The organism is Rickettsiales bacterium (genome assembly GCA_029252805.1).
Lineage (GTDB): Bacteria > Pseudomonadota > Alphaproteobacteria > Rickettsiales > JALZUV01 > JALZUV01.
The window spans coordinates 1-20815 of sequence record JAQXAR010000027.1; the positions used below are offsets into that span (position 1 = coordinate 1).

A 20815-nucleotide genomic window follows, 5' to 3' on the forward strand; every position below is an offset into this window, starting at 1 on the left:
GCATTTTAATCTGTTCTTGAAAGAATGTGAGTGGAGGTTTAATATGGGCACACCAAGTGACTTACTGGCAGACCTGAAAAAGTTGCTCAAAGAATATTATTAGGTGTCAGCCCCAAAAAAATTGGTTACAAATCAGGTGGGCTATAAAAGCCAGAATCATTCACTCGTCACAAAATTTAAAAAGTAAAAACAATAAAAATACCCTCTTAGTATAGCCCAGCAATATGACAATTTTATGAACTCCGCAAAAAAGGCACCCCAACAAGGAGAGCCTTTAATTATTTATTATATTTCAGCAAGTTATACTAATGAAGCAAACTCTCATCAGCGGCTCGCACGGCGCGGTTATATTCGCGAGCAAGTTCAAATTCGGAGTGGCTAATACCGGTTTCTAAACAGATATCGAGTGCGAGTTGCAATGACTCCTCTTCATTCAAGTGCGCTTGTTTTGCCGCATGCTCTGCTAAATGGTAACGGCGCATAAGCTCATCATGCATCTCGCCTTCTTCAACACTCTGGCAGTAGTTTTTCCATGAATTTCGGCCATAAATGCAGCTATCATCGGTCGCTGTCAACGTATGGATGCGAACGGCAGCTTTCAATGCCTCAAGGTGACGATTTTTCAAATGTTTGATAATTTGCATTGTTATTCTCCCCGTATTTACACTTAGGATACGGGGACGAGGTTAATCTTTCATTAAAAAACACAAAAGATAAAACTCACACGTGTTCTAAATTAGGACTTATTTACATCTCTAAGAATCAACGCTACAAGTGGTTCCGATGCCAACCTTAAAACATTCTGAGATCACACGCTACTCGGCCCAGCAAATCTTCGATTTAGTGGCCGATGTTGCAAGTTACCCTCAGTTTTTACCGTGGTGCAAAGGCGCGCGAATTCTTAAAAAAGAATCAGATACCGTCTTTTTAGTTGAACTTATTATCGGCTTTAAGGGGCTCACTGAACGTTATAGCTCGCGCGTTACTCTCGCCCCTAACGATACTATCAAAGCCGAAATGGTCGATGGCCCGTTTCATCATCTGATTAATGACTGGCGCTTTATCGAAAAAGCTGAGGGCTGTCAGATTGAGTTGGAGTTAGATTTTCAATTTAAAAGTAAATTACTCGAGGGCATGATTGGTGGGTTATTCAGCAAAGCATCAGAGAAGATGGTTTCTGCCTTTCGAGCGCGCGCAAGAGAGCTTTACGCTTAGGCCGTTAGGTATTCATCCATTTGAATCAAGCCATGTGGGTTAAGCAAGCTATCGCCTTCATGCGTATAAATTACGATGCCATTTTGCTGGCAACGCCCTGCAATCAGCGTATCCACTGCCTTACGTGCCGTCATATCCAGCCCCATCATCGGGCGATCTAGCAGCCAAATCAGCGATGGCTGCGTGATAAGCGGCGTTAGATACACCCGCTGCTGCTGACCGTATGTGAGCGCAGCAACTTTCTCATTCGCCAAAGCATTGAGGCCAAAATAATTCAACGCCGCATCAATCAGCTCATTTGAACCTTTATGTGCGAGGCGCTCTACCTGCTTACGCACGGTCAATTTTGGCTTCAGCGAAGCATCACTACGCTGTGGTAGGTAAATGACTTCATTAAAAAACTCACTATCGCCACGTGTTTCCTCTTGGGCAAAAAGGATACAATCTGTTTCAACGGGAACCTTGCCGGCGATCATCTCTAGCAGCCACGTCTTACCACTGCCATTCGCGCCTTCGATGCGCAATAAGCTGCCCGGTAGGAGCGTGATTCCAAATTCACTAAATAAATACACGCCACCCGATTGACGCTCGATGTTCTGGATTGTAAGCATAATGAATGCTTCGTTACATGTTCCCACTTCTAATTGCAACGCTACCGTTTACCGGAACGGCGCAATTAACCGATATTGAACTGACAAATATCACTGTTTTGGCTGATAGAGCCCTTGCCGTTCCCCTGTCAAAGTTGGCGAGTCAATATAGCCGCGAACATAATATCACCATTACGGTCGGCTACGCGCCGAGTTTTGAACAAACGGTAGAGATTCAGGAGGGGGAAGCCGCTGATTTATTCATTTCAGCCCATCCAAAATCGCTTGAACACTTAAAACAGCGCGGGTTATTCGATGTTAGCTCGCTAAAACCTTTAGTGAGAGCTAACCTATCGCTCATTTACACGGGCGATAAAGATAAACTCAATCATCGTGATGATGTCGAGTTACTCCTAAAAGAGCCTGCTGCATTCATCGCTATTGCCAGCCCTGCCGCCACTGCGGAAGGTTTTTATGCAAAACAGGCCATTAGCTATTCACAAAAAGCCAATCGCTCCATTGCAGAAATGCCCGATACAGAATCGATGTTGAATTTGCTCAGCAAAACAGAAAACGCGGCTTTCGCCGTCATGTTTGAGCCTGACGCCTTACTCAATAGCGCAGATCACATTGTTCATACGATCCCTGCTAAATGGCACGATGAAGCGATCTTCACCTCAGCCGTCATTCCTGGGGAAAGCATGGAACCTGCACGTGAGTTTCAAAGCTTCTTACAAAGCGAAGCAGCCCAACGAGAATTTATAAAATACAGATTTTATCCCGCAGTCACTGCGAGTATAGAAAAGCCTAAGCAAGAGAACGGATAGAATCCATAAACTCTTTGAATTCTTGCTCTGGACTATCAAAACCCATCGCTTTAGGCTCAGGACGGAAAAATGCTAGAGGCTCACCAAATTCGGTGTAAACACCGCGAATTCTTCCTTGAAAATCAATCGCTTTCTTGCTTTTCGGCAGATCAACGACCGTAAAGCCTTCAGGGTTTTTCATTGCTTCACGGTAAATACGTGACGCATAAGCCTGGTAATCTTGCATATCGTGAAAGCCCATGGCCGCACCATGGATACGGAAATTAGCCATCATCACATCGTCCGTGCGCAAACCTAGTTTTGAAAGGATACCACCGGTTTCTTTTTTTACTGCTGATACTAATGTCATAATTACTCTCCCGCTTATCTACTATTCGTTAATGTAGTATAACATGACAATCGTGTTACAACAACAAAAATAAACAATTTATATCAAATGCTTGATAATTCTGTTTCACTGAAATTAGATTAAAGAGATACCGCGCTGTTAGGAATTTGTTAAGCTTTATCAACTAAAGGCCATCGCGCGCGCGGCTCAAAACCCAACGCTGTGGCACCATGAACACAATAATGCTCATATCCGGCCCATGCGATCATCGCCGCGTTATCCGTACAAAGATGTATCGGCGGCACATGCAGGCTATAACCATGCTCTGCAGCCACCGCTTCAATGCTCGCACGAAGCGCCTTATTCGCCGCCACCCCCCCCGCAACCACTAGACGCGGCGCATCATCATACAGCTTAATCGCGCGCTTGAGTCTATCGGCAATACATTCACTTACCACTCGCTGGAACGAGGCACAGAGGTCAGCTTTATCTTGTTCTGAGAAAGGCGGCGCCTTGAGGATAACTTCGCGCACCGCCGTCTTAAGACCCGAGAAGGAGAAATTACAGTTAGGCTTCCCCTTCAGCGGCACAGGCAGATCGAAACGATAAGCATCGCCTTTCTCAGCTAGAATCTCCACCGCTGGCCCACCTGGATAACCAAGACCAAGCATCTTCGCCGTTTTATCAAATGCTTCGCCCAGCGCATCATCTAAGGTCGCGCCTAGCAGGCGGAACCTATCAACACCCTCCACCGCGAGCCACTGACAATGCCCGCCAGAGATTAAAAGCAATAGATACGGATATTCAACTTCTTCTGTAAGGCGCACCGTCAACGCATGCCCTGTCAGATGGTTCACCGCCACCAACGGCTTACCTGAAGCAAGCGCGAGAGCTTTCGCCGTCATCGCGCCGACCATCACACCGCCAATAAGCCCAGGCCCCCCAGTCACGGAGATAAGATCAATTTCGTCTAACGTGGTATCCGCCTCTTTAAGCGCCACCTCTATCACTTCATCCATCACAGCCACATGGCTGCGTGCAGCAATCTCTGGCACGACGCCCCCAAAAGCGGCATGCTCCTTTAACTGCGACCAAACAGCGCTGGAGAGAATCTCTTTATCACTTGTAATCACTGCCGCTGCGGTATCGTCGCAGCTACTTTCTATGCCTAGAATCTTCATGGCTCTTGCTTATCCTATTCGTAACGCCTAGACAATCATCATGCTAACTATCGCTACTCGTAAAAGTAAACTCGCGCTGATTCAGTCCGAAATGATTAAAGCCGCCCTTATGCAAGTGGGCGCTACGGATGTCGATTTACTCCCCCTTATGACAACAGGCGATGCAGACAAAGAACGCGAACTACTCGCCATTGGCGGCAAAGGCCTCTTTACTAAAGAGATTGAGCAAGCCCTCCTCAATGGCAACGCACAGATCGCCATGCATTCACTCAAAGATATGCCCGTAACCATGCCGGAGGGCTTGATGATCGCCGGAGTCCTGCCGCGCGCCAATCCAACCGATCTCCTCATAAGCCATCAACCGCTCACCTCCTTAGATGACCTCCCACAAGGTGCAACCATCGGCACCAGCTCTCCACGACGGGCAGCACAACTATTAGTGCTTCGCCCTGACCTCACTATTGTGAACTTCCGTGGCAATGTCCCCAGCCGGCTCGTAAAAGTAGAGCGTGGCGAAGTCGATGCGACAATTCTCGCCGCTGCAGGATTGGAGCGCTTGAGCATAACCCCGCAGCATTCACTCGCGCTAGATGTCCTGCCCGCTATTGGCCAAGGCATTATCGCATTACAATGCCGCAGCGACGATACTGAAACACGCCAATGGATCAAGAAGATCAACCACCTCCCCAGCTGGCAACAAACATTGGCCGAGCGCGCCGTATTAAAGGCTGTAGAAGGCGATTGCCACACTCCCCTTGCCGCTCATGCGACGTTATCGGGAGATTCTCTATCTATCACCGCACAGATTCTCTCAGCCGACGGAAAAACGCATTATAAGGCAGCTCAGACGGGCGCAATAGCACAAGCAGCTCAACTGGGCGAAGCCTGCGGCAGCGTGCTCCTCCCGAAAGCAGAGGAACTATGGCAACGCTGCTCTTAACCTCAACGCGTGATGTTTCACAAACGCTCGCACCGAAGATAGAAGCAGTTGGGCATAAGGCTCTGCTGATGCCTCTACTTAAGATAACCTACTTTGATGACACCGCTGGGATAGAGCCTCCAACCGCCATCCTTATCTCAAGCCGTTATGCATTACGTGCTGCAGAACATCACATTGGCACTCCTCTCTATATTGTGGGACAACAAACCGCTAATCTCGCGATGGAAAAAGGCCATCACATTGAGCAAATCGCCACTAATATTAGTTACTTAAAAGATAAGCTACCAACTGGCACCTTGTATCTGAGAGGGCGCGACGTTTCGCAAGAGCTAGATATCCCATCATATATTTGTTATACGGCTGATCATGTCGCACCGCCTCCGCCCCTCGCCGAGCATGATGGGCTGATCGTACTTTCAGCGCGCATCGCAGCTAAGCTTCCTCTTAGCACAAAGCCACTTTTTTGCCTGAGTCAACGTATCGCCCAAGCATTACCTAACGAGATGCAGGCACAGGCACGCATTCCTGAGGAGCCAACCGAAAACGCACTCTTAGAGATGATAAAACACTGGTCACCCGAACAATAACGCTTATAACAATAGGCTATGAGCGATACAAAAAAAATCTCCCCCGCCGAAGAAAAAAACACAGAGGACGAAACGCCTCAAACAGTACGCACAAGCGTCTCACCTTTCGGTGCTGTGTTCCTAAGCCTTCTCACTCTTGCAGCAGTACTCAGCGGAGCCTTTGCCTTTCGCGATACGTTGCTTCCGTACCTGCATCACTATCTTGCACTACCGGAAATAAAAACCACATCTCTTACGCCTCCGCACGGCTTTGTGCCAATCCCCGCGATGGCGGAAATGCCATCTTTAGACACAGCCAATTCCAAAAAATTCGCATCACTCAAAGCCGCGCAAACTCAACTTGCTGCACAAATGAACGAATTGATGACAAATGCCCCACAAACCGTGGTTAGCGATAATGCAGAAATGACCGAGGTTCTCCGCTCAACGCAAACGAAACTTGCCGAATCAATGGCACGTATCTCCACGCTTGAGGCAAAGTTACAAGAGACGCATTCTCTGACAACCGCGCTCACTAATAAGCCTAACACTCCCGCCGTACCGCTAGATATTCGCGGCCTAGTCGCTTTCCAGAACCTGCAAGCAAAAGCGTTGGGCGGCCAGCCATTCCAAGACTCGCTACAGCGCGTGATCGCCTTGTTAGATGATAGCGCTCCTATCGAAGATACGATCGGCAAGTTAGAACAAGTCGCACCGACAGGTCGTCCCACTTTAAGCCAGTTACAGGATAGCTTTGAAATAGCCGTAAGTAACTACATGCAATCAGGCAAGGCTGAAGATGCCTCCTTCATGGGCCAACTGAAACAGAACTTAAGCTCTTTCGTCCGTGTGCGCCGCACCGATGGCTCAGGCAGTCTCGATGATGCACTCATCACAACAGCCGAAACCGCCCTTACCAAAGGCAATATCAAAACCGCTTACACTGAGCTGCTCAAACTTGAAAGCGATGCATTCAAAACATGGCTGCCACAAGCGCGTAAATATTACCAACTCCCTGAGTGGCTGGATGTAGTTCAGCTTCAACTCGCAAACTCTCTTGAAGCGAGCCAGTAAGACCAATGCGTAAGATTATCCTCCTCCTAATCGTGGTTGCTGTCGCCTTTAGCGCTAGCTGGATGGCCGATAATGCTGGTGTGTTCAACCTTAACTGGATGGGATGGCAAATTGAAGGCTCTGTCGCATTCTTATTAATCGCCCTTCTTTTCATAGCAGCGATCATGTGGCTGATAATGCATTGGCTTAATACGCTGTTGCATCTACCGAGCGAATTACGCAAAGAACGCGAACGCCTACTGAGCGGCAAAGGCCTCGATCATATCACCCAAGCCATGATTGCCGCCAGTGAGAATGATACGGATAAATCTCAGAAACACCTAAACAAAGCGCGTAGGTTTTTACCCGGTTCGCCACTACCACGCCTCTTGCAACTGCAACTCGCAGGCCATCAAAAAGATAGCACCCTCGCCCATCAGCAATTCGTGCAGTTACAGCATTTTACGCCTACCAAACCTCTCGCCCTACGTGGCCTAGCCGAACAAGCGCGCGCCCAAGGCGATATGGATCTCGCCCTGACTTATACGGATGACTTGCTCAAAGAAGCACCCAACCAAGCCAGCACGCAGAAGCTCGCGATTGATATATTCTCCTATCACCGTCGCTGGCAGGAGGCGATGAAGATTGTTAAACAAGCTTACACGCAGAGCCACTTGAACGACGATGAGTATAAACGCGCCTCCGCAACTATCGCCATGCAACAAGCCACCACCATGCTGGAAGAGAAAAACCGTCAAGGCGCGATGGAAATGCTCAAAAAAGCGACTTCAATGGATGCTTCCTTGCAACCAGCCGCGATCCAATATGCTGAACTATTACGTCAAATCGGCAAACCATCGCACGCCGCAAAGATTCTACGCAGCAGCTGGAAACACACGCCGCACCAAAGCGTCGCACAGGCTCACGCAGAACTCTACACTGAACTTCCAGTCGAGAAGCAGGCGAAGAAAGCTAGAGAGCTGGCCAAGCAAAACCCTGATGCTCTGGAATCACAAATACTCCTTGCAGAAGCCGCAATGCAGGCTGAACAATGGGATAGTGCGAAAAATTATCTAAAGATTGGCCTCAGCAAGCAGCAAACCGTTGCCCTATGTCGCCTAATGGCCAAGCTTTACAAGAAAGGCTATGGCGATGAGGTGGAAGAGCGCCGCTGGCTCGATAAGGCGATTACCGCCTCACCAGACGCTAACTGGCAATGCACCCATTGCGGCGCCAAGCCCAAAGAATGGCACGCGCATTGTAAAGAGTGCCATAATTTCGCCAGCATTCAGTGGCTACCCGAAACCTTTATGGCTGGCTAAACTGGCATCACCGCTGCCGCTACAAGGCGACCTTCAGCCAATAACACATTGTACGTACGACACGCCGCACCGGTATCCATCACCTCTACGCCGGCGCCTGTCGCCTCGCGTATTTTCATGCGTAAGGCAGGAGGCAAAAACTCACTCTGCTCGCCGGCGCCGATAAGCAAAATCTCTAAACTACCCAACTGCTGCCCTAGTAAGGCGTCAATACCCGCTTCATCAATAGCCGGGTTATCCCATACGACCACACGATCAGGGTGAATAATAAGGGGGGTGTCGAAACTCTCTTGATTGACCTTTATCACACCCGCACCATAAGCAGTAATACGCTGCGCACCTTCGGCAAGCTGTGGCGTAATATCCATTAAATGCGAATGGTTTTAGGGCGCGCCTTGTTCATCCATAGATAAACCATCATGCGTGTCAACAAAATCGCTGAGAACATCGAAGAGATAATCCCGATAGAAAGCGTAACCGCAAAGCCTTTGACCGTTCCACTACCAAAATAGAAGAGTAAAACTGCGGCAATGAGCGTCGTGATATTCGCATCCACAATCGTGCCAAATGCACTTTGAAAACCATGTTCAACCGCTGCACGCGTGGTTTTACCAATGGCTAGCTCTTCACGGATTCGTTCAAAGATAAGCACATTCGCATCAACCGCCATACCAAAGGTAAGTACAATACCTGCAATACCTGGCAGCGTCAGTGTTGCTTGTAAGAGCGACAAACCACCCAGAATCAGAATCATATTCATCAAGAGCGAGACCGAAGCGAATAAACCAAAACGGCCATACATGATCGGCATCACCACAAGAATAAGGAGCATCGCAAGCAAGGCAGCTTTTTTACCGGCTGCAATCGAATCTGCACCGAGACTTGGGCCGACGCTACGCTCTTCAATCACTTCCAAGGGAGCTGGCAATGCACCGGCGCGCAATAGTAGAGCAAGTTCATTCGCGGACTCGACCGTGAAGTTCCCTGTAATAATTCCGCTACCAGCCAAAATTGGGCTATTGATACGCGGCGCAGTAATAACCTTACCGTCCAAAACAATCGCAAATAATTTGCCCACATTTTCTTGCGTAATTTTACCAAACTTGCGAGCGCCTTTATTATTGAACTTAAACGACACAACCGGTTGCCCTTGATCGTAAGTCGCACTAGCACCTGTCAGTAAATCACCGCTGAGCATCACTCGTGTTTTAATCGCATAACGGAGCGGACTTCCATCACTGTACACTTCGCTAGAATCATCCGATGGCATCAAGCGTGTTCCCGGAGGCACATTGCCTGAAAGCGCGTCGGTATCCATATCCACCATGTGGAAGGTCATTTTCGCGGTTTTACCCAAAATACGTTTTAACTCCTCAGGGTTATCTAACCCCGGGACTTGCAAAAGAATACGGTCATCACCTTGGCGTTGAATCACCGGCTCACGCGTGCCGGTCTCATCAACACGACGTGTCACGATTTGAATCGATTGCTCAAGCAACTCTTGCTTAATCGCACTCAGCGCCGCATCACTAAACTCAACTGTATAGCTATTATCTTCGTCGCCTGAATCAATCTCCAAACGTGGATCAATGGCACCTACGGCAGAGCGAACGGTGCTTGAATCAGCCGAGCTCGTAAAATTAACCGAACCACTCTTTAGACGCAAGCCACTGTAAGTGAGTTTTTCTTTCCGCAACGCACGGCGAATATCATCGGACAAGTTTTCACGCTGCTCGCGCATGTAATGATCCGTATCAATCTGCAATAGGAGGTGTGAACCACCCCGTAAATCCAAACCTAGATTCACGGTGCGCGATGGCAAAAAGCTTTCTGCATCACCGCCGCCCGTAAAATTAGGGAGCGCTAAAAATAGAGAATAAAGGCAAATCACTAAGACCAACCCTATTTTCCATCCTGGAAATTCCAGCATTATTTCTTCTTAGAGTCAGCAGGTTCGGAGCGCGTAAGCACCACGGATACACTGTTTTTATCGAGTTTGATTTTCGTATCTTTCGCAATTTCGACTTGGGCGGATTCTTCATCCACTTTGACAATCGTGCCAAAAATACCACCCGACGTCACAACTTTATCGCCTTTGCGCAGGGCAGCTACCGTCTTTTTATGCTCACTAAGCTTCTTTTGTTGCGGACGAATCAACAGAAAATAGACCACTGCAAGCATCAAAACGAGCGGTAAAATACCACTGATAAGCGAAGGTTCCGCCGCGGCAGCACTAGCAGCTTCTTGGGCCTGCGCTGATGAGATAAAATCAAGCATCTGGTGCTATGATTTCAGCTTAGTTTCTTTGAAAATCACATGCTTACGTACGACTGGATCGTATTTACGGAAGCTGAACTTCTCAGTGTGATTCTTAGGGTTTTTCTTCTTCACGTAGAAATAACCCGTGTTTGCGGTGCTTTCTAGTTTGATCAGAACGATATTCTTTTTAGCCATGGTACAGTCCTATAAAGGGTAAATTTAGAGGCGAAATCTACGCATGAGCGGCATCAAGTCAAGCGAATTTGCATCAAAATCGTATTATCACTAGCATTGGCTATTGCGCAAAGCTATAGTTCTTGCGTTATGACACAAAAAGTACGCACCGCAGTCTTCCCCGTCGGGGGCATGGGAACACGCTTCCTACCCGCCACCAAATCAATGCCTAAAGAGATGCTTCCGGTGGTTGATAAGCCCATCGTACACTACGCTTATGAAGAAGCAAAAGCCGCTGGGATTGAGCAATTTATTTTCGTCACAGGCCGCAATAAAAACGCGATCGACAATCATTTCGATCACTCTTACGAGCTGGAAACATTACTGCATTCTAAAGGGAAAGCCGCGGAGCTTGGCCTAACACGCGATTGGCTGCCTAATCCGGGCAATATCTTCTTCACTCGCCAGCAAGAGCCGCTCGGCCTCGGCCACGCCGTATGGTGTGCACGCCACTTAATTAAAGACGAGCCTTTCGCCGTGATCCTCGCCGATGATATGGTGCAGGCGGACACTCCTTGTCTCAAACAAATGCTAGATGCGTATGAAGGCGGCAACATGACAGCCGTGATGGATGTGCCGAGAGAGAAAACCGCAAGTTACGGTATCCTCGATATTGCTGAAGAAAATGGCCGTTTAGTCAAAGCGCGCGGTTTGGTTGAGAAGCCAAAACCGGAAGATGCGCCTTCCACCCTCTCTATTATAGGGCGTTATATTTTGGATCCAAAGATCTTTGATAAACTCGGCAATCACGAAATTGGTTCTGGTGGAGAAATCCAACTGACAGATGCGATGGCGTCTATGATTCCAGACACTCCTTTCAACGGCTATCGCTTTGAAGGCACTCGTTACGACTGCGGCAGCAAGGTTGGCTTCCTAGAAGCAAACATCGCCTTCGCACTTGAGCGCGACGACATGCGCGACAGTTTGCAGGAAGTCCTCAATCGTTACAGCTCCAAAACACAGGCGGCATAATAGATGAAAGTTGCAGTTATCGGAACCGGCTATGTCGGTCTTGTCACAGGAGTTTGTCTTTCAGAATACGGACATCACGTGACCTGTATTGATATGGATGAAAGTAAGGTGGAACGCCTAAAATCTGGCGACCCTATAATTTTCGAACCAGGACTAAGCCGCCTCATGCAGCAAAATAGCGACGCTGGTCGCCTTACTTTCACCTCTGATAGCCCTGCCGGTGTCGCCGATGCAGAAATCGTATTCTTAGCGGTAGGAACCCCCCCTCACCCCGAGACAGGCGAAGCTGATATGCAGTATATTTTCGCCGCGGCAGAACAGATTGCGCCGCATTTGACCAAAGAGGCTGTCGTGGTCACAAAATCAACCGTCCCAGTTGGCATCAACCGCAAAATCAAAACGTTCATTGGCGATAACGCCATCGCATCCAACCCTGAATTCTTACGTGAAGGGTCAGCAGTAACTGACTTCATGCACCCAGAGCGCGTCGTAGTCGGTGTTGAAGATGATGCGGCAACGGCCAAGTTACGCCGCCTCTACCATCCTCTCACCTTGGATAAAATCACACTGATCATTTGCGATCTCGAAACCGCGGAGATGAGCAAATATGCCGCAAACGCATTTCTCGCCACCAAAGTCGCCTTCATTAATGAAATGGCTGATCTTTGCGAACATACCGGCGCAGATATCCGCCAAGTTGCTCACATCATGGGGCTAGATGAACGTATCGGAAGCAAATTCCTCAACCCCGGCCCCGGTATTGGCGGCTCATGCTTCCCTAAAGATACTCGTGCATTGCAGCATATCGCCAATGACTTAGGTGTCCCGTTCCGCATTCTAGAGAGTACGATTGAGGCAAATGACTTGCGCAAAGAGAGTATGGCCAAACGTATTCTCGCCGCAGCTCCTGAAAATGCGACGATCGGCGTCCTCGGCATCACCTTCAAACAAAATACCGATGATATTCGCGAGAGCCCTTCCCTTACCATTATGCAACTATTGCTCGATGCAGGCGCAAAACTCCGCGTTTACGATCCTAAAGGAATGGAAGAAGGTAAAAAGCATTTTGCTGGTGCCAATATTGAATGGTGTGAAAATAGCTATGATGCAGCAACCGGTGCCGACGCACTCACCATTCTTACCGAATGGAATATCTTCCGCTCGCTCGATTTAGAAAAACTAAAAACAGCCCTGACAAAACCTGTCATTCTCGACTTACGAAATATTTGTGATCCCAAAGAGATGCAGCAAGCGGGCTTTGAATATCAATGTGTCGGTAAACGCGCTTAAGCTCAACCTAGTTTGCTTGCACTTCTTCTTCCAATAACGCCGCACGACGAGCTTGCTCTTCAATATGATCCACCCAATTATCAACATCAATCGGGTTCGTTCCTTGCGTTTCTTGCTGCGTCGACTTAGCCTCCGCACGCTCCGCTTCGACTCTCTTAACCCAAAAACCTGGTTCTTTATCCAGCGCGGATGTTTCCTGAACTAGGTCGATAGCCTGCATAGAACCACCAAAGCCCGCCATAATGCCAGCTAGGCTATCCTTTAGCTCACCTGTTACTAAGCGCTCATGATGACTTTGCTCAATTAAATGCATCCGCCCAAGATGATATTGCGCATTAGGCAATTGCCCTTGCGGCGTCATCTCCATAAAATGTATCAACGCATTATCTTGCACGATTTGCGAAGCGCCATTCAGACGCAAATCGTCACTCTCGAAAAAATAGCCTGTAATATTCTTACTCCGCGTATTCCAATCATGTTGAACAAAGTCCCGCTGCTCTTTCGGGCGCGTCTTCCATGACTCTCGCAACTCTTTCAGCGCTTTCTCTGCCTCTTTGAGATGCTCATCAACCGCACCCACTTTATGAGCGTGTTCATCATGCTCCGAATACATCGCATCGAGCATTCCATAACTTTGGCGAAACATTGAGATCATCGCACCGGCTTCTTCGAACAGATCATTATCTGACCATAAAGCCGCTGAAACACGCGCGCGATCCATCGGCGAAAGCATGTGGATATCAAGCCCAGCAGCCATTAGCTCTTGGTTTATACGAAAATACTCTGCGCTAAACTCTTCGAAATCAGCATCGTCGAAACTATGCCAATCCATCATGGTGGCGCCTATACCAAATCCATCCATAATGTTAGTATAGCAAACTTCTATTACTGTTAAATGACAAGTTTAGTAATTTGCCGCAATGGCATCCGTTAAAAAGTCCATCGGATTAACAGCTTTCTTATCTTTACGAAGCCCAAAATGTAATTGAGAAACAGATACATCGCCTGTTTTACCGACTTCAGCAATCGCTTGCCCTTGCGAAACAAGGCTTCCCAACCCGACATTCATTTTTTGCGTATGCGCGTAAGCACTTATCCAACCATTATTATGGCGAACAATTAGCATATTGCCATATCCGGCCAATTCGTTGCCTGCATAGACCACTTCGCCATCAGCAGAGGCATGAATAGGCTTGCCTTCAGGGGCCGCAATATTGATGCCGTCATTAAAGGTGCCGCTATTTTTCTCACCAAAGGTCGAAAGTATTTTACCTCGAATAGGCCAAACAAAGCCTTTCGTCACATTCGCACTGTCGTCAGCACGCTGCGCAAACCATTGCGGCGCCTGCGGTTTAGCCATCGGTTTCACCCCATGCAAACCACGCGCTCCATATTCCGCAATCTCTTGTGTTTCAACGACTGGCTTTTCAACCGGAATCGCAACAATCGTAATCGGTGTTTCGGCTTTTGCGCTTTCTACTTTCAAACTCTCAACAACACGTTGAAACTCTTCTTCAGTTTTGACCGGCGTTGCACTCATGTTATCGGTCATGAAGATGCGGTCTGGCGACTGGCGCTTTGTGAGTACCATCGCGGGGGTTTCATCTGGAACCGTTGGTGCCGGCGATTGCGCTTGCTGAATATCATAATGCTGACTTCCTTTATAAACAATCTCCGCTGGATGCTCCTGCGTACAAGCAGTTAGCATGGCAATAGAGCTTACAAAGAGAATATAATTATGCATCATATACAAATGATATACACAAGGTTACCCACAGGCAATATTATTGCCTAGCTATCGCTCACCATCGGCACGAATCTAACCGATGCGAGGACTTCTTGCGTCACTCCCTGCGGTGTTTTCGTGATTTTAAGTAGATCCTGAACTTGCGCCTCACGACCGAACGGCAGCACCATCACGCCATTATTATCGCTAAGTTGAGCCAATAACATTTGCGGAAATTCATCTGGGGCTGCCGTGAGCATAATACGTTCAAAGGGCGCAGCCTCTGCCCAGCCCTCATAACCATCACCACATTGCTGCATAATGTTACGTAGCTTCAATGACTCAAAGCGCTGATGTGCGAGGTCATACAAGTCTTTATGGCGCTCAATCGTATAAACCATACGACAGACCTTGCTTAAGATAGCCGCTTGATAACCGCTCCCCGTTCCAATTTCCAATACACGCTGGCGATCTGTTACCGCAAGCGCCTGAGTCATCAATGCAACGATGCTTGGCTGACTAATCGTTTGCCCACAAGGGATCGGCAGCGCTGTATCTTCATAAGCGCGCTCTAAGAATGTATTCTCAACAAACTGCTCACGCGGGACCTTCTCGAAGGCTGAAAGTACAGCTGTGTCGGTAATACCTTGCGTGCGTAATTGCATAATCAGGCGCAGAGTATCCTCCGCCCCCTCAGCCATCAGCGGTGAATTCATCAACATATCTTGCATATACATCATACCTCCATCACTCCGCGCATTTGTTCGAGCGTTTTATAATCCGTCAAATCCATATTGATCGGCGAAACGCTAATATACTTATTGGCAATCGCTAAAAGATCCGAGCCGGGTTCATCCATTTTTTGCTCATCTCCCCAATGGATCCAATAATAAGGATGCCCTTTAATATCGTGACGCACATCAAGATTTTTTACTACCCCGCGACGCCCCGTATGCGTCATGCGAGTACCTTGCACTTGATCTGGCTCACAATCGGGGAAGTTCACATTCATCAGCATGCCTTCCGGAATGCCAGCGGTACATATTTTACGCACCACTTCTGCACCATGCTTTTTAGGAGTCTCCCATCGCACCGCAGGGGCGGTATCATCCATCTCGAAGCTAAGTGACATCGCAATAGATGGCACACCACAGAACGTCCCCTCCATTGCTGCTGCAACCGTGCCGCTATGGGTAATATCCTCAGCCAAATTGTGACCACGATTTACGCCTGAGAGCACTAAATCAATTTTACGCTCCAACAAAACTTCATGTGCAAAAATAACGCAATCAGTCGGCGTTCCTGTAACAGAGTATTTACGCTCTCCATGCTGTTGATGGCGCAATGGAGCATGAATAGACAACGAATGCCCCGATGCGCTTTGCTCTGTTTTTGGCGCAACAACCCAAACATCATCTGATAGTTCGCTCGCAATACTATGCAGCACCTCTAAACCCGGCGCATAAATGCCGTCATCATTCGTCACCAGAATGCGTTTACCTTTTAGGTCATTTATCTGGCGAAGTTCACTCATGCCGTTATCTTCTCCAACCCGCCCATATAAGACTGCAATGCTTTTGGCACTAATATCGAACCATCCGGTTGCTGATAATTTTCTAAGATTGCGACAATCGTACGACCTACCGCTAAACCAGAACCATTTAAGGTATGTAGAAACTCTGTATTCTTTTCACCTTCACGACGGAAACGTGCCTTCATACGACGCGCTTGGAATTCACCGCAATTAGAGACTGATGAAATCTCGCGATATTGATTTTGCCCCGGAAGCCATACCTCTAAATCATACGTCTTTTGCGCACAGAAACCTGTATCACCACTGCAAAGCAACATGACACGGTAGGGCAATTCTAAACGCTGCAGAACTCTCTCAGCAGCGGCAAGCTTATGCTCAAACTCCGCTTCGGAATCTTCTGGCTTCACGATACTGATAAGCTCAACTTTACTAAACTGATGCTGACGAATCATGCCACGCGTGTCTTTACCTGCTGACCCCGCTTCAGAACGGAAACATTGAGAATACGCCGTATAACGCAGCGGCAATATTGTTTCGCTAACGATACTATCCGCCATCTGTCCTACCAGAGCTACTTCAGACGTCGGGATAAGGCGATAATCATTGGTCGTTTTGAATGAATCTTCTTCAAACTTCGGCAACTGCCCGACGCTATACATGGTATGATCACGCACAAGCACCGGAATAGTTGTTTCCTCATAACCAGCCTCTTGCGTGTGCAGATCCAACATGAAGTTAGCGAGTGCGCGCTCCAAACGAGCAAGGTCTTTTCGCAAAATGACAAAGCGCGAACCTGATAATTTAGCCGCAGTTTCAAAATCCATCTTCCCTAGCGCTTCACCAATATCAAAATGCTGCTTCGCATTTTCGATTTCTTTTGGCTCACCCCAACGAGAAATTTCGACGTTACTGTCTTCATCATCACCTTGCGGCACACCCTCGTTCAATATATTTGGAATCACTTCTAAGGCTGCGGTCAGTGCATCGCCGGTCTCTAAAGAAATTTCGATCTCTGCTATTTCAGCTTTAAGCGAAGCGGCGCGCGCCATCACTTCGCTTGCATCTTCGCCGGCGCGCTTCTTTTCGCCAATTTGCTTGGCAACGGCATTACGCTCCGCCTGCATCGATTCTAATTTAGTGATTGCGCTGCGGCGCTCTTCATCTAATGCAATTAGCTTGTTCGCTTGCGGCGCTAGGCCACGAACTTTCATCGCTGCGTCAAACGCAGTCGGGCTCTCGCGAATCCAACGTATATCGTGCATAAGTTCTCTTATTCCGACGTATCTTGTTTCTTTTCGATGAGCCTGCAACTCACTATGGATAATTCATACAGTATCATCAGAGGTACTGCCAGCGCGACCTGACTTATGACGTCTGGAGGCGTGAAAATGGCGGCCACTGTGACAATTCCGACAAGTGCAAACCTACGAGTGCGGGCCAATGTAGCGGCTTTCACCATACCTACACGCGCCATCAAGGTGAGTACGACAGGCAGTTGAAAGGCCAAGCCAAAGGCAATCAGCATCTGCATAACAAGCGCAAGGTAGTCACTTACTTTTGCTTCTAATACGACTGCCATCGGCAAATCACCCTCCGTGCCGAGCTGCTCGAATCCGATAAAGAACTTCCATGCGAGCGGGAAGACGTAATAGTAAGCCAAACCCATCCCTGCAAAGAAAAGCAGCGGCGACAGAACAAGATATGGCAAAATCACCCGCTTCTCTTTTTTATATAAACCAGGTGCAACGAAGCCATAGAACTGCTGCGCGATGATTGGAAAAGCCATCACAAATCCGACAAAAATTGAGAGCTTTACATAGGTAAAGAACGTTTCCGGCAAGCTTGTATAAATGAGCCTGCGGCCTTGCGCGCCGCTATCGCCATAAGCCTCGACAAGCGGCTGCATAAGAAAACCGTAAGTTTGCGTTTTAAACAGATAGGCGATCGCGAAACCAAGAATCCACGCGACAAACACCACCATCAGACGCTTACGGAATTCGAGCAAGTGCTCCATTAAAGGCGCGCGATATTCTTCCATTATTCGCCCTTAGATTTAGGCTTACGGCTTTTATCTTGAACCTCGGATAAGTCGTAAGACTCGAACATTTCGCCCGCATCATTTTGGATGGTTTTGACATCCGCTTGCAAGTCATTGAGCTCTAACTGATCCATCACCCCATGAACAAGACGCTTTGCACGACCAACCCAGCGACCAACCGTACGCAATAGAATAGGGAGTTCTTTTGGCCCAATAACGAGCAACGCAACGACAGCAATAAACGCCATCTCAGCGATTGATAAATCAAACATTAGGCTTTTGCGTCGTCTTCCGGCTTATCGCCTTCTTCCTTGCCCTCGTTAATGCCTTCTTTCAAAGACTTGATGCCTTTGCCCAAATCCCCCATCACGCGCGGTAATTTACCTGCGCCAAACACTAGCAACACAATGATTAGAATAAGAATTAACTGCCAGAAACCGATACTCATAGAATTCTCCGTATTTTAAGAGCCTATAGCTAGCAGCTTAACTGCCCGCGTTCAATCCCAGATAATTCGGACGCGGTGTGTCAGGGTTCTTCGCCAGCACTTCTCTATAAGCTTCCATCATTTCTGGTGGCGTCATATCCTCGGCATCTGGCTTATCGATTCGGTCAATCACGAAGGATGCCAGGAACTTCACAAGCGTGAGGTTCGAGGGGCCATGCGCGTTCAAATTCATCTGCGCTTTCTCCATCACATCCACCATACGCTCCGTATCGACCATCACAAATACGTGATTCACCCCCCCTACCCGCGCCGCAAGATAGCCGGTATTTTCAGCCGCCACCTCTTGCGACAATACGCCGTAAGGCATAAGCTTTTCACGCATAAGATATGGTACTAAACCATCGGATTGCTCTGCCGCTTCAAGGGCAAACAACTCGCGATCATCGAGAATAAAGGATTCGGCAATCACCCGATCCTCGCCTTCAACGCCCGCATTATCAACCAGTATGACTTTACCTAAATGCTTATCCGTCCATGCGGCCAAGAGTGAAGCAGGGAAGCCAATATGTTTATTGATGGCAATACGCCAAGGAAGCGTGCGATAATGTCCGTCTTCTTTTGGCGGTAGCGGCGCTCCATCTGGATTATAACCCGCGCGATACATGATACGATCAAGCGCAGGCACGGGATATTTATCACGGCGGGAATCTGGCGTAAGTAGCAAACAATCTGCAGCCACAACTTCGGTGCGATAACCGGCATTCGAAAATGCCTCGACGATTTTATCGTAGCGCCCTTTGTAATCCACACCGGAGCCATCGAATACGACATTATAATTTCCGTCACGCGCCATTTCGCACAGCCAGTTACGGCGTGTATCTGCCCATAAATGCACCGCCTCATAATCATCTGCATGATGCCCAGCGGCGATCAACACATGATAAATATCGCTATACGGACGCCCCTCATCGAGCGAGGCATAGATATAGTCATCACGAATTTTACCGTTCTCATCTTTATAATGCTCGTTGAAATAATGGTTAGAACCTTTGCCCGAACCACTACCGCCCATGGTCATCACCAAGTGCGGTGTTTCCACTGCTTTAGCATTGGGGTATTTTGAAATTTCATGCTCGATTCCTGCACGCAGGCTTTCAACCACGAGCTGAATCTGCTGAGCCGCGAGCGCCACTATCTTTTCGCCACGCTCAAAACCACGCAAACTAACCGTCACCTCTTCAGCAAAACTAGAAGATCGCAATTCTAGAATCGTAGAGTTGAATTCGCTGGCCAGATAATGCTCCAAACGCGAATGTTGCGAATGCGATAACAAGGTCAGCGGATGCAAATTCATACAAATTGGCAAAGAACCTTCCGTCACATCAATACAATCCACATCCGTTTTATCAAAGATAGGACGACCGAAAATATCAGCTCCCAAATCGGTTAAACGCCCCACCCAATGCTCTGGTGGAATCCGTAATGTTCCAAGCAATTCGCCTGACTCCATATGTTCGCGCACATGAGCAACACATTGATTATGTGTAATTAAAGCCCCATTAACCAGCACAATTAACGCCTCATCATCCGGCACGGGGGTGGTTAATTCAATCCCCACCTCATTACGGTCCGCTTGAATGAACCGCTTACCATAAAGCGTCACACTGCGATCTTCCCAATAAAAATGCGGCGGCGTGTTCTCCCGATATTCTTGGATACGCCCCTTCTCCATCGTCGTTAGGAGTACTTCCCGCATTTGCTCTGGCGTTTTATGTTCATCGGCCACAATAATGGCCTGACGAGTCGACAAACGCCTAAAATCAATTCCCCCAAGCTTCTCCTGAAAACCACGCATGCGGCCTAACGCCGTAAAGAAGACGCGCAACACAAGGCTCGTCGCATCCGCAAATGGATAGAAACGCTCTAACGTTACATAGAGCTCAGCCATCAATTCGGCATTACGCTTCCTATCCGTCGTACTGAAGAAACCATTATGATCGTAAAATTTACGTGCAAAATCATGAAAGATCACACTCAACTCCATCGCGCGCTGCGATGTTTCGAGCAACCCTTGTAATTTTTGCTGCGGCGAGATAGGCGTCGTATCAATAAAGAGTTCCAGATAAACTTGACGGAACAAGTCATCTAAGTAACTACCCCACTGGGTTTGAGTCACATTAGATTTCGATTTAAAACTACGTAAGAACTCAATCCCACGATTAATCGCCAGAGCCATACGCAGCTTATTGCTACGCTCATATTTCAACGCTTTGTTCACGAGCAAGTGATAGC

At 48.1% G+C, this 20815-nt stretch carries 26 protein-coding genes; 9 read left to right on the forward strand and 17 right to left on the reverse strand.

The window, feature by feature from the left end; all coding sequences use genetic code 11:
- A partial coding sequence (locus P8P30_05800; GenBank protein MDG1287062.1) for an IS1595 family transposase occupies nt 1-103 on the forward strand: 103 nt, incomplete at its 5' end.
- A 202-nt stretch (nt 104-305) separates the two neighbouring features.
- Here P8P30_05800 and P8P30_05805 read toward each other — a convergent pair.
- The gene (locus tag P8P30_05805; protein ID MDG1287063.1) at nt 306-644 is read right to left on the reverse strand and encodes a hypothetical protein; all 339 of its coding nucleotides are present in this window, start codon (nt 642-644) and stop codon (nt 306-308) included.
- A 139-nt stretch (nt 645-783) separates the two neighbouring features.
- Here P8P30_05805 and P8P30_05810 point away from each other — a divergent pair, with 139 nt between their 5' ends.
- On the forward strand, nt 784-1215 hold the full coding sequence (locus tag P8P30_05810) for a type II toxin-antitoxin system RatA family toxin (GenBank protein MDG1287064.1): 432 nt from the start codon (nt 784-786) through the stop codon (nt 1213-1215).
- Here P8P30_05810 and P8P30_05815 read toward each other — a convergent pair.
- Entirely contained in the window at nt 1212-1826 is a 615-nt protein-coding gene (locus tag P8P30_05815; protein ID MDG1287065.1) for an ATP-binding cassette domain-containing protein, read from the reverse strand. The genes P8P30_05810 and P8P30_05815 overlap by 4 nt on opposite strands.
- Before the next feature lie 17 nt (nt 1827-1843).
- Between P8P30_05815 and modA the strand changes: the two genes are divergently transcribed.
- On the forward strand, nt 1844-2632 hold the full coding sequence (gene modA / locus P8P30_05820) for a molybdate ABC transporter substrate-binding protein (GenBank protein ID MDG1287066.1): 789 nt from the start codon (nt 1844-1846) through the stop codon (nt 2630-2632).
- Here the strand turns inward: modA and P8P30_05825 are convergent.
- Nucleotides 2613-2981, reverse strand: coding sequence for a hypothetical protein (locus tag P8P30_05825; protein MDG1287067.1), 369 nt, complete (start codon nt 2979-2981; stop codon nt 2613-2615). The genes modA and P8P30_05825 overlap by 20 nt on opposite strands.
- Nucleotides 2982-3130: 149 nt before the next feature.
- Entirely contained in the window at nt 3131-4141 is a 1011-nt protein-coding gene (tsaD, locus tag P8P30_05830; protein MDG1287068.1) for a tRNA (adenosine(37)-N6)-threonylcarbamoyltransferase complex transferase subunit TsaD, read from the reverse strand.
- Nucleotides 4142-4181: 40 nt separating this feature from the next.
- Here tsaD and hemC point away from each other — a divergent pair, with 40 nt between their 5' ends.
- Genes hemC through P8P30_05850 form a run of 4 tightly spaced genes read left to right on the forward strand, consistent with a single transcriptional unit; the run spans nt 4182 to nt 8022 of the window.
- Nucleotides 4182-5081 carry a hydroxymethylbilane synthase gene (gene hemC / locus P8P30_05835; GenBank protein ID MDG1287069.1) on the forward strand — a complete coding sequence of 300 codons (900 nt, stop codon included), beginning with the start codon at nt 4182-4184 and terminating at the stop codon, nt 5079-5081.
- Nucleotides 5063-5668 (forward strand): hypothetical protein, encoded by a 606-nt coding sequence (locus P8P30_05840; GenBank protein ID MDG1287070.1) that lies wholly within the window; start codon nt 5063-5065, stop codon nt 5666-5668. Before hemC ends, P8P30_05840 begins: the two co-directional genes overlap by 19 nt.
- A gap of 18 nt (nt 5669-5686) precedes the next feature.
- Nucleotides 5687-6721 carry a hypothetical protein gene (locus P8P30_05845; GenBank protein ID MDG1287071.1) on the forward strand — a complete coding sequence of 345 codons (1035 nt, stop codon included), beginning with the start codon at nt 5687-5689 and terminating at the stop codon, nt 6719-6721.
- A gap of 5 nt (nt 6722-6726) precedes the next feature.
- Nucleotides 6727-8022, forward strand: a complete 1296-nt coding sequence (locus tag P8P30_05850) for a heme biosynthesis HemY N-terminal domain-containing protein (protein MDG1287072.1) — start codon at nt 6727-6729, stop codon at nt 8020-8022.
- Here the strand turns inward: P8P30_05850 and P8P30_05855 are convergent.
- From P8P30_05855 to rpmG, 4 genes are read right to left on the reverse strand one after another with little or no spacing between them, the layout of a single operon-like run.
- Entirely contained in the window at nt 8019-8390 is a 372-nt protein-coding gene (locus P8P30_05855) for an Mth938-like domain-containing protein (protein MDG1287073.1), read from the reverse strand. The genes P8P30_05850 and P8P30_05855 overlap by 4 nt on opposite strands.
- Nucleotides 8390-9952, reverse strand: a complete 1563-nt coding sequence (gene secD, locus P8P30_05860) for a protein translocase subunit SecD (GenBank protein MDG1287074.1) — start codon at nt 9950-9952, stop codon at nt 8390-8392. Before secD ends, P8P30_05855 begins: the two co-directional genes overlap by 1 nt.
- The gene (gene yajC / locus P8P30_05865; protein MDG1287075.1) at nt 9952-10299 is read right to left on the reverse strand and encodes a preprotein translocase subunit YajC; all 348 of its coding nucleotides are present in this window, start codon (nt 10297-10299) and stop codon (nt 9952-9954) included. The genes secD and yajC overlap by 1 nt, the downstream gene beginning before the upstream one ends.
- Before the next feature lie 6 nt (nt 10300-10305).
- Entirely contained in the window at nt 10306-10476 is a 171-nt protein-coding gene (rpmG, locus tag P8P30_05870; protein ID MDG1287076.1) for a 50S ribosomal protein L33, read from the reverse strand.
- 129 nt (nt 10477-10605) lie between these two features.
- Between rpmG and galU the strand changes: the two genes are divergently transcribed.
- The gene (galU, locus tag P8P30_05875) at nt 10606-11487 is read left to right on the forward strand and encodes a UTP--glucose-1-phosphate uridylyltransferase GalU (GenBank protein MDG1287077.1); all 882 of its coding nucleotides are present in this window, start codon (nt 10606-10608) and stop codon (nt 11485-11487) included.
- A 3-nt stretch (nt 11488-11490) separates the two neighbouring features.
- Nucleotides 11491-12777, forward strand: a complete 1287-nt coding sequence (locus tag P8P30_05880; protein MDG1287078.1) for a UDP-glucose/GDP-mannose dehydrogenase family protein — start codon at nt 11491-11493, stop codon at nt 12775-12777.
- A gap of 7 nt (nt 12778-12784) precedes the next feature.
- On the opposite strand, the gene P8P30_05885 is transcribed toward P8P30_05880, so the two are convergent.
- The 9 genes from P8P30_05885 to P8P30_05925 are packed head-to-tail and all read right to left on the reverse strand — an operon-like array spanning nt 12785 to nt 20801.
- The gene (locus P8P30_05885; GenBank protein MDG1287079.1) at nt 12785-13639 is read right to left on the reverse strand and encodes a hypothetical protein; all 855 of its coding nucleotides are present in this window, start codon (nt 13637-13639) and stop codon (nt 12785-12787) included.
- A 42-nt stretch (nt 13640-13681) separates the two neighbouring features.
- Complete coding sequence (locus tag P8P30_05890) at nt 13682-14524, reverse strand: M23 family metallopeptidase (GenBank protein MDG1287080.1); 843 nt, start codon at nt 14522-14524, stop codon at nt 13682-13684.
- Nucleotides 14525-14568: 44 nt separating this feature from the next.
- On the reverse strand, nt 14569-15243 hold the full coding sequence (locus P8P30_05895) for a protein-L-isoaspartate(D-aspartate) O-methyltransferase (protein MDG1287081.1): 675 nt from the start codon (nt 15241-15243) through the stop codon (nt 14569-14571).
- The gene (gene surE / locus P8P30_05900; GenBank protein ID MDG1287082.1) at nt 15240-16037 is read right to left on the reverse strand and encodes a 5'/3'-nucleotidase SurE; all 798 of its coding nucleotides are present in this window, start codon (nt 16035-16037) and stop codon (nt 15240-15242) included. The genes P8P30_05895 and surE overlap by 4 nt, the downstream gene beginning before the upstream one ends.
- Nucleotides 16034-17299 (reverse strand): serine--tRNA ligase, encoded by a 1266-nt coding sequence (gene serS / locus P8P30_05905; protein MDG1287083.1) that lies wholly within the window; start codon nt 17297-17299, stop codon nt 16034-16036. Before serS ends, surE begins: the two co-directional genes overlap by 4 nt.
- Before the next feature lie 8 nt (nt 17300-17307).
- Nucleotides 17308-18075 carry a twin-arginine translocase subunit TatC gene (gene tatC / locus P8P30_05910; protein MDG1287084.1) on the reverse strand — a complete coding sequence of 256 codons (768 nt, stop codon included), beginning with the start codon at nt 18073-18075 and terminating at the stop codon, nt 17308-17310.
- Nucleotides 18075-18347: a twin-arginine translocase TatA/TatE family subunit gene (locus P8P30_05915; GenBank protein MDG1287085.1), complete on the reverse strand. Its 273-nt coding sequence runs from the start codon at nt 18345-18347 to the stop codon at nt 18075-18077. The genes tatC and P8P30_05915 overlap by 1 nt, the downstream gene beginning before the upstream one ends.
- Nucleotides 18347-18523, reverse strand: a complete 177-nt coding sequence (tatA, locus tag P8P30_05920; protein MDG1287086.1) for a twin-arginine translocase TatA/TatE family subunit — start codon at nt 18521-18523, stop codon at nt 18347-18349. Before tatA ends, P8P30_05915 begins: the two co-directional genes overlap by 1 nt.
- Before the next feature lie 37 nt (nt 18524-18560).
- Entirely contained in the window at nt 18561-20801 is a 2241-nt protein-coding gene (locus P8P30_05925; protein ID MDG1287087.1) for a zeta toxin family protein, read from the reverse strand.
- Nucleotides 20802-20815 lie beyond the last annotated feature (14 nt).

Coding starts and splice junctions, on each gene's coding strand:
- P8P30_05805 (MDG1287063.1), bottom strand. CDS start 644: ATGCAAATTATCAAACATTTGAAAAATCGTCACCTTGAGGCATTGAAA.
- P8P30_05810 (MDG1287064.1), top strand. CDS start 784: ATGCCAACCTTAAAACATTCTGAGATCACACGCTACTCGGCCCAGCAA.
- P8P30_05815 (MDG1287065.1), bottom strand. CDS start 1,826: ATGCTTACAATCCAGAACATCGAGCGTCAATCGGGTGGCGTGTATTTA.
- modA (MDG1287066.1), top strand. CDS start 1,844: ATGTTCCCACTTCTAATTGCAACGCTACCGTTTACCGGAACGGCGCAA.
- P8P30_05825 (MDG1287067.1), bottom strand. CDS start 2,981: ATGACATTAGTATCAGCAGTAAAAAAAGAAACCGGTGGTATCCTTTCA.
- tsaD (MDG1287068.1), bottom strand. CDS start 4,141: ATGAAGATTCTAGGCATAGAAAGTAGCTGCGACGATACCGCAGCGGCA.
- hemC (MDG1287069.1), top strand. CDS start 4,182: ATGCTAACTATCGCTACTCGTAAAAGTAAACTCGCGCTGATTCAGTCC.
- P8P30_05840 (MDG1287070.1), top strand. CDS start 5,063: ATGGCAACGCTGCTCTTAACCTCAACGCGTGATGTTTCACAAACGCTC.
- P8P30_05845 (MDG1287071.1), top strand. CDS start 5,687: ATGAGCGATACAAAAAAAATCTCCCCCGCCGAAGAAAAAAACACAGAG.
- P8P30_05850 (MDG1287072.1), top strand. CDS start 6,727: ATGCGTAAGATTATCCTCCTCCTAATCGTGGTTGCTGTCGCCTTTAGC.
- P8P30_05855 (MDG1287073.1), bottom strand. CDS start 8,390: ATGGATATTACGCCACAGCTTGCCGAAGGTGCGCAGCGTATTACTGCT.
- secD (MDG1287074.1), bottom strand. CDS start 9,952: ATGCTGGAATTTCCAGGATGGAAAATAGGGTTGGTCTTAGTGATTTGC.
- yajC (MDG1287075.1), bottom strand. CDS start 10,299: ATGCTTGATTTTATCTCATCAGCGCAGGCCCAAGAAGCTGCTAGTGCT.
- rpmG (MDG1287076.1), bottom strand. CDS start 10,476: ATGGCTAAAAAGAATATCGTTCTGATCAAACTAGAAAGCACCGCAAAC.
- galU (MDG1287077.1), top strand. CDS start 10,606: ATGACACAAAAAGTACGCACCGCAGTCTTCCCCGTCGGGGGCATGGGA.
- P8P30_05880 (MDG1287078.1), top strand. CDS start 11,491: ATGAAAGTTGCAGTTATCGGAACCGGCTATGTCGGTCTTGTCACAGGA.
- P8P30_05885 (MDG1287079.1), bottom strand. CDS start 13,639: ATGGATGGATTTGGTATAGGCGCCACCATGATGGATTGGCATAGTTTC.
- P8P30_05890 (MDG1287080.1), bottom strand. CDS start 14,524: ATGATGCATAATTATATTCTCTTTGTAAGCTCTATTGCCATGCTAACT.
- P8P30_05895 (MDG1287081.1), bottom strand. CDS start 15,243: ATGATGTATATGCAAGATATGTTGATGAATTCACCGCTGATGGCTGAG.
- surE (MDG1287082.1), bottom strand. CDS start 16,037: ATGAGTGAACTTCGCCAGATAAATGACCTAAAAGGTAAACGCATTCTG.
- serS (MDG1287083.1), bottom strand. CDS start 17,299: ATGCACGATATACGTTGGATTCGCGAGAGCCCGACTGCGTTTGACGCA.
- tatC (MDG1287084.1), bottom strand. CDS start 18,075: ATGGAAGAATATCGCGCGCCTTTAATGGAGCACTTGCTCGAATTCCGT.
- P8P30_05915 (MDG1287085.1), bottom strand. CDS start 18,347: ATGTTTGATTTATCAATCGCTGAGATGGCGTTTATTGCTGTCGTTGCG.
- tatA (MDG1287086.1), bottom strand. CDS start 18,523: ATGAGTATCGGTTTCTGGCAGTTAATTCTTATTCTAATCATTGTGTTG.